Genomic DNA, 12,146 nt, shown 5'->3' with positions numbered 1-12,146 from the left:
GGTGCTTGGGTCGGGCGCTCACATCATGGGGTCGTGGTCCCCGCTGCCCGTCTTGCCCTCCTGGGCGCTCTGCTCCGTGAGCCGGCGGGCCTTCTCCTTCAACCGCTGACGCTCCTGCGGGTCGGTGGCACGCTCCGCGGCCTGCTCCAGCTCCTGTGCCTTCCGGCGCATCTGCTGGGCACGGCCGCCGGACTCGCCTGCAACGCTCATGATCACTCCTCGGTAACGCGGTGAGAGCGGGCCACACCAGCGAAACACCGCCTGCTCAGCCACGCATCCCGAACGATCACCCACAGTCATCCGCCCAGTCCGTCGCTGGGCACTGACGACCGCTGCCGGGACGACGTCCCGGCGAGCGCGACGCGTGGAGCTGCCCCCCGGCAGCGTTGGACGGTGTCTCTCAGGTCTCCGGCGGCGGGGCGGGGTTCTGGGCGTCGAGTGCTTCGGGGACGTGGGGGCGGTCTTTGACGCCGAGCTTGGCGAGGGTCTTGGCGACGTGGCGCTCGACGGTTCGGGGCCGCGCTGGAGACACCGACCTGAGACCGGAGGGGTCAAGGGGCCGTCTGGGAATGAGACCCCGTCGACGGTTCTGGGCCCCTGCCTGCCTGCGTACCCCGTCGCGGACAGGTCGGGGTGCTTTCGTGTATCCGGTCGCCTGTTGAGCGAGCTCGGTGCCGACGTAGTGGACAAGCCCGCGCCCTGCCTGTAAGCGACTGAGCGGCTTCCGCCGATCTCGCAAGATCACCGCCAACGCAATGCCCGAGCGTGGGTTCCCACACCTCAGCGGCTTATAGGTTGTTGCACGTGGCACGTTTTCGCGAGCTTCTTGTTGCAGAACAGGGCGGCGGCCATGGCCAGGCCTCGGCTCTGCCAGTCGTTGCGGACCACGTACGGATCTTGAGACCACGAGCAGCCCATGGCAGGCTCATGCCGCATGATCGATGAATTCGCGAAAGACAACCTGCACGGGAGACTGCGGCGGGACCGCAAGGCGCTGCTCTGGAAACTCGACGGCTTGTCCGAGTACGACGCCCGCCGGCCTTTGACGGCGACCGGGACCAACCTCCTCGGCCTGGTCAAACACGTGGCCACCGTCGAGGCCAGGTACTTCGGCGAGGTCTTCGACCGCCCTTCCCCGGAACCGCTGCCCCGGTGGCAGGACTCCGACGGCAGCGATCTGTGGGCGACCGAGGACGAGACCCGCGATCAGATCATCGGGTTCTACCGGCGTACGTGGGAACACTCGGACGCGACGATCAACGAGCTTCCCCTCGACGCCTCCGGCCACGTGCCGTGGTGGCCGGAGCCTTATGCCGACACGAACCTGTTCGCGGTCATGGTCCATGTCCTCGGAGAGTCCATCCGGCATGCCGGGCACGCCGATATCCTGCGCGAGGGCCTCGACGGCCGGACCGGGTTGCGCGCCGAACACGAGCAGCAGATCGACGAGGAAGCCCGGGCAGCCCACTTCGCGAAGATCGAGCAGGCCGCCAGGTCGGCCGCACCAGTCAAGGCCTACGACTCGGTCCGCGATTGAGATTTGGGCGTGCTGGCCTGGCGGGTTGGCTGGTGGCTGATCAGCAGGTGGCCTGCCGGGCGAGCACGAGTTCGGTGCTCGGCTTGCGGCGGGTCGGTCGGCGAGCCGAGCGGCCCGAAACCAATGAAGCGATCGCCTGGTGGGTCGCGGCGTAGTCCTCGCGTGGGCCGGTGTAGCACTGGAGCGGGCACCACTGACGCAATTCGGCGTTGGCGTGCTCGACGCAGATCCGCTGCGAGGACTGCCGCCGGCGCATTTCCCGCCAGGCGTACTGCTCGCCGAGCGGCGCGTCGCCCTTCGGCTTCTTCGGAGGGGCGCTGATTTGGTCAGGGAACTCGTTGGCCAGCCCCCTGGCGCCCTTCGACCTCGGCCGTCACCTTCGGGTGGAGCCGGAACTGCTCGGCGATCCCCTCGGTGCGCACCGCGGTCTGGTCGTGCATGCGGCCCGGGCGGTCCGCACCCGACCACGGCAGACGTCCCTGGCCGTCGCTGATGGTGGTGGTCTTGATGGTGTTCTGCTTCTTCTTGCCTGAGACGAAGGCCCGCCGTCCGGGCCTGCCTGCCTTTGGGCGGCGAACCTGGGTCTCGGCGCCGTCGATCCGCAACCGGATCCCCACGGCATCGGCGTAGGCGAACACGTCCGCCAGGGTCCGAAGTCGCGTGCCGGAGTGGTCGGGAATTGCGAAGCCACGCATGGCCGGCAACGGGCGGATCTCCCCGATGGCGCCGGAGATCGTGGAGCGGGCGATGCCATACAGCTCGGCGAGCGCGGCGTGCGGGAGCCCGGTGCGTAGGCGGACCAGGGTGACGAGCAGGCCGTCGGTGAAGACCAAGTCGTGCTTCGGGCCGGCACCGGCCTCCCGCTGCCGCTCGGCGCCGCGCCGCTCACGGAGCTCCGACTCGCGCCAGGCAAGCCACAGATCGCCCAACTCTTCGATCACAGCGCCGAGATGTGCACACGAGACGCCGCAGAAGGCAGGGTCAGTCAAGGCAGCACGGGCCCACTTCTTGGTCGCACTCGAAGAACCCGTGCGACCACTGCCACGTCACGGCTGCCCGCCGATGATCAATGGGTGTGGCTTTTCTGCGGGAATTGTCCGAGCTGGGAACCTCCCTGCAGAAGAGCAAACGCAGCCGGCGCGGCATCCGCCCGAGCATCAGGGCCTCAGCAGTCCGCCAACCCACCAGTCGTGCGGCTTGCCGTCGTTGGCGATGCTGCGATTGCGCAGTGTCCCTTCGACGGTGAAGCCGAGTCTCTCGGCGACGGCATGCGAGCCGGTGTTCCCGGCCATGGCCCACCACTCGATGCGGTGCACGTCGAGCGTGGCCCAGCCCCAGTCGCATAGGGCCCGAGCGGCCTCAACCGAGTACCCGCGTCCGCGCTGCTCCTTGACCGCCCAGTAACCGAGCTCCCAAACGCCGCGGCTGATGAGGGTCAGGCAGTACGAGCCGACCAGGGCGCCGGTGTCCTTGCGGAACGCGCCGAGGGTGTAGTCCTTGTCCTCGGCCCACTGGGCGGGCAGCTTCTCGCCGACGAGCTTCTCCGCGTCCGCACGCCGGTACGGCACCGGCACCGGGGTGTAGAACTGGATGTCTTCGTCCTGGCAGGCTTCGTACACCGCATCCACGTCGGCAGATGTGAAGGCCCGCAGCAGCAGACGGTCGGTCTCGAGAGTCACTGGATCCATCGCGGCAGTATGACCACCATCGACAAGCGGCGACCAGCGAATATCCCGACCGAGGACCGCCCATCACAACACCCCGGGCTGGTCAAGGCTCGGCCGAGGTCGAGTCGAGTGCGTCTTTGACGTCTTCCCGGCTGTGCACGTGGAGTCTGCGCAGGGTGTTGGCGACGTGGTGCTCGACGGTGCGGGTGGACAAGCGGAGGGCCTGGGCGATCTCCTTGTTCGTCGCGCCGGTGCTGAGGTGTTCGGCGAATTGTTCCTCGCGGGGGAGAGCTGGTCGCCGTACCCTTTGCGGCCGACGGACGGCGGGTGGTCGAGGCCGTGTGTGCGCAGTAGCTGCTGGCATCATGCCGCGCCCCACCTTCCGCCGATGCGGGTGTAGACGCCGAGGGCGTCGTTGAGGTGGCGGGTGCCGCGTTCGGTGTCGGTGGGGATGAAGGAGTCGGCCGATCTCCTCGTCCATGCGCGCCGCGTCGGGGACGCGGCCTATGACGGCGTACAGGTCTCGGGCGGCTTCCAGGTGGCGGACGGCCCGTTCGGCGTTGGTGTCGGCGGCGAGCAGGCCGCCGGGACCACTGGACCTCGGCCTCCGCCGCCGGGCCGCATCGGTCCTTCAGGCCTGCCTCGGCCTCCCGAACCAATGTCGTCGCCTCCTCCCGGCGGCCTGTCGCCAGCCCGGCCTGGACCGCAGTGGCAACGAGCTCCGTGGCCCACACCCACACGCCCTTGTGCCGCACAGCGGCCAAGCCCGGCTGCAGCCGCGCCCACGCGGCTGCTGGCCGGGGACGGTCGGCTAAGGCCGTCCAATGTGGTGAGGCGGTCGTTGGACCCATCACGGGTCGGGGTCCATGGAGTTGACTTGTTCCGGAGGAACTGTCGGAGATCGCGGAACCGCTGATCCCGCCGTCCAGACTTTCCTCCGTGGGGGAGAGCATACCGAGCCCCTCCCGTTCCTCGGCGCGCCTCGATACGTTCGGCAGGGCTTACGTCGAGTTCGCCCGCACCGAGCCGGATTGGCTCCATACGGGCCTCACAGCGACCGGGCCACACACCCTGCCCCCAGGCGGATCGACAACCGACGAGGCAACATGGGCAAGCCGCGAGACGCTCCGCGAAAGTTCGCGAACCAAGCCAAGGGGTACCCGACGATCAATCAGGTCGGCGCCTGTGGGCTCTGGCTCTGATGGTCCTGCGCGCGCCGGAGGTTGAGCAGAGAGCGGGTTCCCTCGACGATGAGAGTAGCGCCTGCCATGATGGCGAAGATCGAGTAGGGGACCGTGACGATGACATCCAACGCGTAGAGGGTGAGAAGCGTGCCGCCTGCCGCGATAGCGCTGGAGGCCGTCCACCTGTTCATGATGACTCCTGTTGGTGCGCAGATCAGCTCCGAAGAGCGGATGATGTGCCCCGCTGCGTATCCGCTCGGGTACCCGGCTGCTGCCCGTGGACGAACCCTGGAGCAGCCGATGCCGTGACACGAGCCGCGTGGGCCGCCCCCCAGCCTTCCGGACCAATCAGTACAGCGGAAGTAGCCGACGTGAACCGCAGTTGCAATCCAACGAGACATTCCCGCGCATTCGAGGACTTCTTCACGTGGAGCAAGCGCTCCATCGACGACAACCTCCGCCAAGGGAAGCGCGAGGCCCGGCGGCAACATCGGCCGGTCCCAACCTGTTGGAGCGTCACATGAGTGACAGTGCCCTGACCTTGACGGTCCGCGTCGCGAGGTATCTGGATCGGGGGCGGCTGCAGAAATGGCCACTGGCCGAGCGGAACTTGCCCTCCAACGACTCGGTTTGGCCATCAAGCCCATGCGTTGAAGAGCGTGCCGCCTAGCGTGGTGATGCCGTAGGAGCGAATGTGACGCCACTCGGCCTGTGCAAGCACTGAAGTGTCCAGGTCGGAGAGCGGCGTGGCGAGCTGCTCGCTGCTCAGCACCGCGAAGCCTGCTTCAGCGAAGACAGAGGCCCACGATGGAGGGGAAAGGAACTCCTCTTCGTACCAATTGCGGCGTTCTTCAGCGAAGGCGATCCAGGGGTAATGGGCGTGACACAGAATGACGCTCTCGCCAGTGCGATCGACGACCGATGCAGTGTGGAAGCTCCGGGGGTACTCCTGGCCCTCCATCTCGCCCACTTGGCCTTCGGCGAGTCGGGCAGCGGCGTAAAGGGCGGTTCGGAACGCCCGAAGGTCGGTTTCCGGAAGCGGGCCATCCTTCGGCACGAAGAAGCCTGTCGCACCGCGCGGCAGCGTGAAGCCCGAGTTCCCTTCGTTGACCATGTCGCTCATCCTGCCCCACGCAAGACCCGACCGCTTGCCAGCGCAGGGGTGCCAGAGCTCGATCCGTATCCGGTAAGGCCGCGGACAGGACTGTGGCTTTGAGGCTGTCCGTCTCCTGGAAGTTACCAGCGATACAGGAAGCGGGCGGTCATTGCGACCACGGCGATAGAACAGGCCGAACAGGGTCAGAGAGAGCGTGTCGAGCAAGTCCTCGTTGTACCGGCGTGGAGCAGTCCTGATCGCCAACAGCAGCCACCGAACGCAGACGTCTCGACGAGATCGAAGCAGCTCGTCAGAAGCGCGTCCGCTGGGAAGCCGCCATGGAAGAAGCGTGCGCCAGGCACTTCGAGGTGCAGGAAGCGGCGTGGTGCCACGCTGCTTCCTGGCGGAGTACGTGAGCGCCGTACGCACCCAGGTCGAGGCCATGCCCCCCAGACCAGGGCCGAAGCCGAAGCATGGATCGACTGGGCGGCAGCCCGCGTGGAGCGCCTCGACCCTCTGAGCACCCCCGACTGCCCGACATCCCCGAACCGCGAGCCGGCGATCTCACACCCTCTCTCGGGCCAGTGCCCCAGCCACTTCAAGATGCCCAGCGCCACACAGCTGAGGGCTCCGCCCGGCGGTCGTCGATTGTGCATAGCGCACGGCATGGTCCTACGCCAGTTCCTCCAGATCATGTGCGAGGGTCGTTCTGCCGGTCCTCGCCGCGGTGGCCGGCATCATCGCCTTCCGCCATCGCCAGAGCATTGGATGCGTCCCTCCACGGCCCCGTGGGGCCGGTGCGGGCCCGCTGGAACCGTCTCTGCTGCGCAGCATCAAGCCGGACCGTCCTCTGGTGTGGACGCCGCGGCGGCTTGGACCTCGTCCATGAACGTACCGTCGGCAAAGCCGCAGCTCACGCGTTTGTGCGGACAGGCCTTAGCATGTCGCCCGTTGAGTGACGGGCGGTCGTGCGTCACGCGCGGTCGTGCCTTGTCTGCGATCGTGCGTCGTGTGCGATGTCGCCGCCCGTCCGGCTGTTTCCTGGCAGCTGTGTCTACGGGGGAGAACTTCGATGTTCGGAATCATCAGGCCATGCCGTCATCGCCTGGGCGAGGGCATGCGTACCGAGTGGATGGCGCATCTGTGCGGGCTGTGCCTGGCGCTGCGCGGCGAGTACGGGCAGTTCGCGCGGGTGGCCACCAACTACGACGGCCTGATCGTCTCGGTGCTGACCGAGGCGCAGTCGGAGCGTACCGGCGACTGGCGGCGAAGCGCCGGTCCGTGTCCGCTGCGCGGGATGCGGTCGGCGGACGTGGCGCAGGGTGAGGGCGCCCGGCTGGCGGCGACGGTGTCGCTGGTGCTGGCTGCGGCGAAGGTACGTGACCATGTGGCCGATGGCGACGGCCTGTTGGGCCGCCGCCCGGTGACGCTGGCGGCACGCCGGATCGCCCACGGCTGGGACCGTGCAGGTGCCGCGGGCGGCGAACGGCTCGGCTTCGACACCGCGGTGCTGCTCGGCGCGGTCGAACGGCAGCCGGAGATCGAACGGGTGACCGGCCTCGGCGACTCGCTTCTGACGGTCACGGAACCTACGGAGACGGCAACCGCCGCCGCCTTCGAGCACACCGCGGTCCTCTCCGACCGCCCGGGAAACGCCGGGCCGCTCGCGGAGGCCGGCCGTCTGTTCGGTCGGCTGGCGCATCTGCTCGACGCGGTGGAGGATCTGGACGCGGACGAGGCGACCGGCGCGTGGAACCCGATCACGGTGACCGGCGCCGACCGCACCGAGGCACGTCGGCTCTGCGACGACGCAGTCCATGGGATCCGACTTGCCCTGTCCGACGCCGAGTTCGTCGACGGGCGGCTGGCACGGGCGCTGCTGGGCAGCGAGTTGGAGCGTGCCGTCGACCGCGTCTTCGCCCCCCGGCATCGCCGCCACCAGCACCGCCAGCAGGCGCGGAGCCCGCGCATGCTGCCCTGGCTGGGACGCCGTACGGCGACGGAAACGCTCTCGGGGACCGGCACGAGCACGGACTGCGGCGTCGGGGCCCTTGCAGGCGCGGCCCCGGAAGGCGCCTCGATGGCGTCGGGTCGGCCCTCGGAGGGGCAGTGCCGGCGGTGTGGCCAGTGGCGCCAATTGTGCCGCGATTGCAGGTTGTGCTCCAACTGCTGCACCTGCAACGTGGACGACGGCCAGGACGGAGAGCCGTGGCAGTTCGGCGGCGGCAATCGCAGCAGCGGCTCGCGTCAGGACGGTTCCGGGGGCGACGGCGGGTTCGGCGGACCAGGCGGCGGCAACTCGGGGGGTGGCAGCTCGGGGGGTGGCTCCGGCGGGTCGGGCGGGGGCGGTCGGGGGTCGGGTGGCTCCGGTGGCGACTCGGGTGACGGCTGCTGCGGCGGCGGGGGATGCTGCAACCCGTGCAAGTGCTGCTGCGACTGCTGCGACTGAACGACGGATGAGCCGGGCGGGCCCCGGACCCGGGGATCCGGGGGCGGGGACATCTCGCCGCGGGTGTCACCGGAGCGCAACCATGTGCAGCAGGGCCAGGGTCTCTCGGAGTGCCGGTCATCCGGCCAGTCATCCGGCGAGGTGGCGCGGGAAGCGGGTGCCAGGTCCCCAGATCCGGCGGACGCCCGTACGGCCGACTGCCGGACGACGTCGACGTCGGCGCATGCCGTCCGACTGAGCGCTGTAGTTGACCCCTCAGGCTAACCATGTCGCTCAGGCACACCTACTGTGACAGTGCCGCAGTTGGCCCATCCGGCCGGGCAGGGTGCTCAGCCGGTCCTGACGGTCGGATGGGCAGAGGTGAGCCGAACGGCTGACGCGAGTCGGCAGCCTGGCCGGAATCCGCCGCGGCGTCCTGTGGTCTAAAGGCATCGGGCCGCCTTACCTGGACGGCCGGCAGCACAGCCCGGAGCTGGCCGGGGAGGCGGGCGGCGCGCCGGGCGGTCGAGGAAGTGAAGTCGTACGCGGCCAGCTCGCCGGGGTCGAGGTCGACCTGGCGGGGGACGTGGTCGACCGCGTCGTGCGGCAGATCCAGCCGCAGCTTCGGGAACCGGCCGCGCCAGAGCAGGAACTTCATCAGCACCGCGAAGCCGAGCCGGGGCGCCGACCACTGCCGGGACTCAGGCGCGCCGACGACTGGTCTGCCGCTTCGCAGCGACGCTCGACGCCTGTGACGCCACAGCCTTGCCGGGCTGGGGGCTGGCTGGACGACCTCGCGAACACCGGGCGGCAGTGCCGGTGCGGCTCGGGTTGTCATATGCCTGCGTCGGGGTTCTTGTTCACTTTGAGGTCCTTGGGGATGGCGGGAAGCACTCGGTCCTTGGAGGTCGTCTCGGGGATCTTGTGCGGGTTGGCGAAGGTTTCCGGGGAGGTCTTGGCGAAGGTGATGGACGGGCCGTCCTTCCTGAGGTTGCGGCCTGTGGGAGTGAGGCCGTCGAGCGCGGGGAGCCTGTAGGCGGGGGCCTGGTGCAGTGCCTGGGCGAGGAAGGACGCGGTGAGCTGGGCGACCTGAGCCTGTGCCGCTGCCGGGCTGGCGAGTTCGGACGCCGTACAGCCGCCGTCCTTGGCGGGTGCGGGGGAGAGGTTGGTGTTGAGCATCCGGTGGCCTGTGCCCGCGAGCAGGACATCGGCCGCGACCTTAGTAGATCGGGATGTGGCGAGTGCTTGCATGGTCGTCAGGCCGGCCTGCGGTCCGGTGTCTTCGTCGCACGCGCCGCGGATGTTGAGGACCGGGACCGTGTGCGACGCCTTTTCGGCCATCGGTTCGGGTTGGATGGCGACGGCGCCGAACAGGCCGGCCCGCTTGGCTGCCTTCGGGGTCAGGACGTAGCCGCCACCCCTGCTGTGCCCGACCAGGCCCACTCGGGACGTGTCGATCCGGCCCTTGAGGTCCTTGATCTTCAGACCGTGGCCGATTCCTTTGTCGAGGTCGGAGAGAAGCCTCAGGTGCGCGTCGATGAGGGCCGTGTAGCCCTTCTCGGTGTCTGGCTCCCCGCCCCACCAGACCTCTGGGGACACGACGTCGATGGAGACGGCGACGAATCCCTTGCGGGTCAGCGCCTCCACGATGTGGGACAGCCCCGCGTCCTGGCGCAGGTAGTCCGGGCCGACGCCGGGAACCTCTTTCGGATTCTTCGGGTCCGCGCAGACCAGCGGCCGTCGGGTCCTGACGGGGTCGCGGGCCACGAGGTCCTCTTTCCCGACCGTGACGCAGTTGGGATGCGTGCCGTGCAGGACCAGGACGACCGGGTGCGGGCCGTCTCCCTCGGGCATGCCGAGGACGCCGTGCACCTGCGTCGGGTTCCCCCGCTTGGGGTCGCTCATGATCTTCAGAAGGCCAGGGGAGAGGCTGTAGCCGGTCAGACTTGCCCGGGCACCGGACTTCGCCTCGGCGGTCGGCTCGGTTGTCCAGATCAGCTCGGGCTCCACGCTCTTCCCGGAGCGAACTCCACCTGCAGCCGTGTACACGCTGGCGCCGGCGACTGCCGCGACCAGGCCCAGGGCCGCGGTGAGTAGTGCGGGCCAGTGATTGGCCTTCAGGTGCTGTGCCACCTTGGCGTCTCCCTTGGGGGTGCATCCGTTGATCACAGCCGGGGAGACACTTGCCGTCGGGCACTGTCCCGTCGCTTTGCGATATCTTTGCCTACGGTTCTGATGGTCAATCGGATGCGGACCGAGGGGAAGCTGGTGCGTGCCCTCAGTCGCCTCGTGGAATGCTTTGAGAAACATTCCTGTGCAAGCGCCCTCGGCACGAGAGTCAGCTCCACGTCGTCCGGGTCTCCTGGCCCGTTGGCGACGATGTGCTTGACCCACTCGTCGTTCGGATGGCGGCTGCGTGCGGGGCGACGGCGCCGGTGACAGACCGGCGGAACTCCTTGGGCTTCTGCGAGACGACGGCCCCTGTACGCCGCGGATATCGAGGACTGAACCACCAGCGTCCAACTTCGCCGGCAAACAGCCCAGGTTCGATGTCAACGGAGTCCTTCGGGACGAAGTGGGTGAGGAAAGGGCCGCAGAACGTCCCCGCCGGAAACACCGTGATCATCAAGCTGGAATACGTGGGGAAGGAAGACCCGCAAAAGTACGTCGTCTACAGCGCCTACCTGGAAGGCTGACCATGGCGGAGAACGACGAAGGAGACGTCGAGTACGAGTTCCGCGAGGACATCTACGTCGAGGACGTCGGGCTGACCTGGGTGACCTCGAGCTGGGACCTCCCACGCGGACTGTCGCCGGAAGACGCGGAGCGCTACCTTCCCAAGGGCGGACCGGTCGAGTTCTGGCTGGGACTTGCGGAGTTGGCGGTTGAGAGCTTCGACCGGTCGCATGCGCGCCAGCTCGGACAGGACGTACGACGTCTGTCCGAGTCCGCCCTGCCGGACGAGGCGATCCGCACAGTATGGCTCGGCGCCACACATGGCTGCTTCGACCCCGCCGAGCACGGCATGGACGCCCGTACCTGGTTGCGGAGGATCGAGGACGCCTGGCTGGCGGCGGTCTGCCGCATCGACCCCGCGTTCGTCCCGCCGCCGCCGCGGCCCGTGACGGAAAGGGCCCTGCGACAGGCTGTCCTCGAGGCGATCCACCCGGTCGCGAACGACCTGCCTGTGTGCCGCGAGCGGCTGGATGAGTTGAGTGGCGAGATCGCCAGGATTGCCGGCCTCCTGGCCGGCGGTTCTGGGGACGCGGACCAGGCGATCACGGCCTTCAACGCGATGACCGGCCACGCCTACGGGGCCCTCGACTTCGCCGAGTACGAGGGGAGCCGGAGTCTGGAGGAGTTCGCGAGGGAAGCGGCCCGGCCTGCCCGACCTCCGGTTGCGGACATCACTCGGCGCGAACTGGCCGAGATCGTCCGCCGACTTCGTGAGGGCTCTTTGGAGAGCGACTACTACCTGCGGCTCCTGGAGGCGAATGTGTCGCATCCCAGGGTCGGCGATCTGGTCTTCTCTCCCCCCGACGGCCTTCGCGACGTCTCGGAGGAGGAGATCGTCGGCGAGGCTGTGCAGTACCGTCCGATTGCTCTCTGAGCCACGCGCGTTGGCATCGGGCATGGGCTGCTGCTCGGCGCGCTCGGGTGACGGCGAAGCCCGTGGAGTCGATTCCGGCCTTGATGATGACGCCGTCTAACGCGTCGCAGGGCGGGCGTCGTGCTGTCGAGGGTGCAGCAGGGCACCACCTGCGCCCGATGGCTCAACCAGCGCACCGCCAGCCAGCTGCTCGACCGGATCGAACGGCGCAGGCACACGCGGTGAAGGCCGCCTGCCCAGCCGTGGGGCAGCCCGCGCCGACGCTCCGCTCGAAGCTCGCGAAGCCCTCGCCCTGCCCTCGCACGACGACGCGGTCTGCACCAGCGTCGTGGAGGCCTGGGAGACGATCTGGCTGAGCGTCAACAGCGGCCAGACCCTGGCGGCCGCGCTCCACGAGGCAGGCGTCGCCGAGCGCATCTCCAACTGCGCGTTGCTGAGCGCGATCCTCCAGCACACCGACGAGCGGGCGCCGCCAACGCGTGCGAGGTGGCCACCGCCGGTACGGGACGGGCTGCGGCCTGCCGCCGGGCCACGTTGGAGCGCACCACGCGTCCCACCCTCCTGTCAGTGCGGGGAGGGACTTCGACGTGCACCCCGTGTCCCCCGCCCACCGAGGACGACGAG

Annotated in this window: 14 protein-coding genes; 4 read left to right on the top strand and 10 right to left on the bottom strand. The window is 68.7% G+C overall.

The window, feature by feature from the left end; translation table 11 throughout:
* Positions 1 to 18: 18 nt before the first annotated feature.
* Together AB0M39_RS01485 and AB0M39_RS01480 are read right to left on the bottom strand one after the other, a co-directional pair.
* Positions 19 to 210: a DUF6381 family protein gene (locus tag AB0M39_RS01485; protein WP_365358911.1), complete on the bottom strand. Its 192-nt coding sequence runs from the start codon at positions 208 to 210 to the stop codon at positions 19 to 21.
* A gap of 190 nt (positions 211 to 400) precedes the next feature.
* Positions 401 to 532 carry a hypothetical protein gene (locus AB0M39_RS01480; RefSeq protein WP_365358909.1) on the bottom strand — a complete coding sequence of 44 codons (132 nt, stop codon included), beginning with the start codon at positions 530 to 532 and terminating at the stop codon, positions 401 to 403.
* A 402-nt stretch (positions 533 to 934) separates the two neighbouring features.
* Here AB0M39_RS01480 and AB0M39_RS01475 point away from each other — a divergent pair, with 402 nt between their 5' ends.
* On the top strand, positions 935 to 1,537 hold the full coding sequence (locus AB0M39_RS01475; RefSeq protein ID WP_365358907.1) for a DinB family protein: 603 nt from the start codon (positions 935 to 937) through the stop codon (positions 1,535 to 1,537).
* A gap of 40 nt (positions 1,538 to 1,577) precedes the next feature.
* Here the strand turns inward: AB0M39_RS01475 and AB0M39_RS01470 are convergent, their stop codons facing one another.
* From AB0M39_RS01470 to AB0M39_RS01445, 6 genes are all read right to left on the bottom strand, one after another.
* Positions 1,578 to 1,793, bottom strand: a complete 216-nt coding sequence (locus AB0M39_RS01470; RefSeq protein WP_365358905.1) for a hypothetical protein — start codon at positions 1,791 to 1,793, stop codon at positions 1,578 to 1,580.
* Between the two features lie 70 nt (positions 1,794 to 1,863).
* Positions 1,864 to 2,478 carry a transposase family protein gene (locus tag AB0M39_RS01465; RefSeq protein WP_365358903.1) on the bottom strand — a complete coding sequence of 205 codons (615 nt, stop codon included), beginning with the start codon at positions 2,476 to 2,478 and terminating at the stop codon, positions 1,864 to 1,866.
* Between the two features lie 216 nt (positions 2,479 to 2,694).
* A complete protein-coding gene (locus AB0M39_RS01460; RefSeq protein WP_365358901.1) occupies positions 2,695 to 3,225 on the bottom strand; it encodes a GNAT family protein in 531 nt (176 codons plus the stop codon).
* Positions 3,226 to 3,307: 82 nt separating this feature from the next.
* Positions 3,308 to 3,568, bottom strand: a complete 261-nt coding sequence (locus AB0M39_RS01455; RefSeq protein ID WP_365359288.1) for a LuxR C-terminal-related transcriptional regulator — start codon at positions 3,566 to 3,568, stop codon at positions 3,308 to 3,310.
* An 807-nt stretch (positions 3,569 to 4,375) separates the two neighbouring features.
* Positions 4,376 to 4,579 carry a hypothetical protein gene (locus tag AB0M39_RS01450; RefSeq protein WP_365358899.1) on the bottom strand — a complete coding sequence of 68 codons (204 nt, stop codon included), beginning with the start codon at positions 4,577 to 4,579 and terminating at the stop codon, positions 4,376 to 4,378.
* A gap of 446 nt (positions 4,580 to 5,025) precedes the next feature.
* Positions 5,026 to 5,502, bottom strand: a complete 477-nt coding sequence (locus AB0M39_RS01445) for a hypothetical protein (protein WP_365358897.1) — start codon at positions 5,500 to 5,502, stop codon at positions 5,026 to 5,028.
* 1,054 nt (positions 5,503 to 6,556) lie between these two features.
* Here AB0M39_RS01445 and AB0M39_RS01440 point away from each other — a divergent pair.
* A complete protein-coding gene (locus AB0M39_RS01440; protein ID WP_365358895.1) occupies positions 6,557 to 7,933 on the top strand; it encodes a DUF5685 family protein in 1,377 nt (458 codons plus the stop codon).
* A 283-nt stretch (positions 7,934 to 8,216) separates the two neighbouring features.
* Here the strand turns inward: AB0M39_RS01440 and AB0M39_RS01435 are convergent, their stop codons facing one another.
* Positions 8,217 to 8,750, bottom strand: a complete 534-nt coding sequence (locus AB0M39_RS01435) for a DUF4158 domain-containing protein (RefSeq protein WP_365358893.1) — start codon at positions 8,748 to 8,750, stop codon at positions 8,217 to 8,219.
* Positions 8,747 to 10,045 carry an alpha/beta hydrolase gene (locus AB0M39_RS01430; RefSeq protein WP_365358891.1) on the bottom strand — a complete coding sequence of 433 codons (1,299 nt, stop codon included), beginning with the start codon at positions 10,043 to 10,045 and terminating at the stop codon, positions 8,747 to 8,749. The genes AB0M39_RS01435 and AB0M39_RS01430 overlap by 4 nt, the downstream gene beginning before the upstream one ends.
* Positions 10,046 to 10,461: 416 nt before the next feature.
* Between AB0M39_RS01430 and AB0M39_RS01425 the strand changes: the two genes are divergently transcribed.
* Together AB0M39_RS01425 and AB0M39_RS01420 are read left to right on the top strand one after the other, a co-directional pair.
* Positions 10,462 to 10,608, top strand: a complete 147-nt coding sequence (locus tag AB0M39_RS01425) for a hypothetical protein (protein ID WP_365358889.1) — start codon at positions 10,462 to 10,464, stop codon at positions 10,606 to 10,608.
* Positions 10,609 to 10,610: 2 nt separating this feature from the next.
* Positions 10,611 to 11,522, top strand: a complete 912-nt coding sequence (locus AB0M39_RS01420; protein WP_365358887.1) for a hypothetical protein — start codon at positions 10,611 to 10,613, stop codon at positions 11,520 to 11,522.
* Positions 11,523 to 12,146 lie beyond the last annotated feature (624 nt).

Origin of the sequence: Streptomyces sp. NPDC051907 (genome assembly GCF_040681075.1) — a bacterium.
Classification (GTDB): Bacteria; Actinomycetota; Actinomycetes; order Streptomycetales; family Streptomycetaceae; genus Streptomyces.
This window is presented reverse-complemented; position numbering and strand designations above follow the sequence as displayed.

Bases quoted from the DNA above. Each gene is read 5' to 3' on its own strand.
- AB0M39_RS01485 (WP_365358911.1), bottom strand. From the start codon at position 210: ATGAGCGTTGCAGGCGAGTCCGGCGGCCGTGCCCAGCAGATGCGCCGG.
- AB0M39_RS01475 (WP_365358907.1), top strand. From the start codon at position 935: ATGATCGATGAATTCGCGAAAGACAACCTGCACGGGAGACTGCGGCGG.
- AB0M39_RS01470 (WP_365358905.1), bottom strand. From the start codon at position 1,793: ATGCGCCGGCGGCAGTCCTCGCAGCGGATCTGCGTCGAGCACGCCAAC.
- AB0M39_RS01460 (WP_365358901.1), bottom strand. From the start codon at position 3,225: ATGGATCCAGTGACTCTCGAGACCGACCGTCTGCTGCTGCGGGCCTTC.
- AB0M39_RS01455 (WP_365359288.1), bottom strand. From the start codon at position 3,568: ATGCCAGCAGCTACTGCGCACACACGGCCTCGACCACCCGCCGTCCGT.
- AB0M39_RS01450 (WP_365358899.1), bottom strand. From the start codon at position 4,579: ATGAACAGGTGGACGGCCTCCAGCGCTATCGCGGCAGGCGGCACGCTT.
- AB0M39_RS01445 (WP_365358897.1), bottom strand. From the start codon at position 5,502: ATGGTCAACGAAGGGAACTCGGGCTTCACGCTGCCGCGCGGTGCGACA.
- AB0M39_RS01440 (WP_365358895.1), top strand. From the start codon at position 6,557: ATGTTCGGAATCATCAGGCCATGCCGTCATCGCCTGGGCGAGGGCATG.
- AB0M39_RS01435 (WP_365358893.1), bottom strand. From the start codon at position 8,750: ATGACAACCCGAGCCGCACCGGCACTGCCGCCCGGTGTTCGCGAGGTC.
- AB0M39_RS01425 (WP_365358889.1), top strand. From the start codon at position 10,462: ATGTCAACGGAGTCCTTCGGGACGAAGTGGGTGAGGAAAGGGCCGCAG.
- AB0M39_RS01420 (WP_365358887.1), top strand. From the start codon at position 10,611: ATGGCGGAGAACGACGAAGGAGACGTCGAGTACGAGTTCCGCGAGGAC.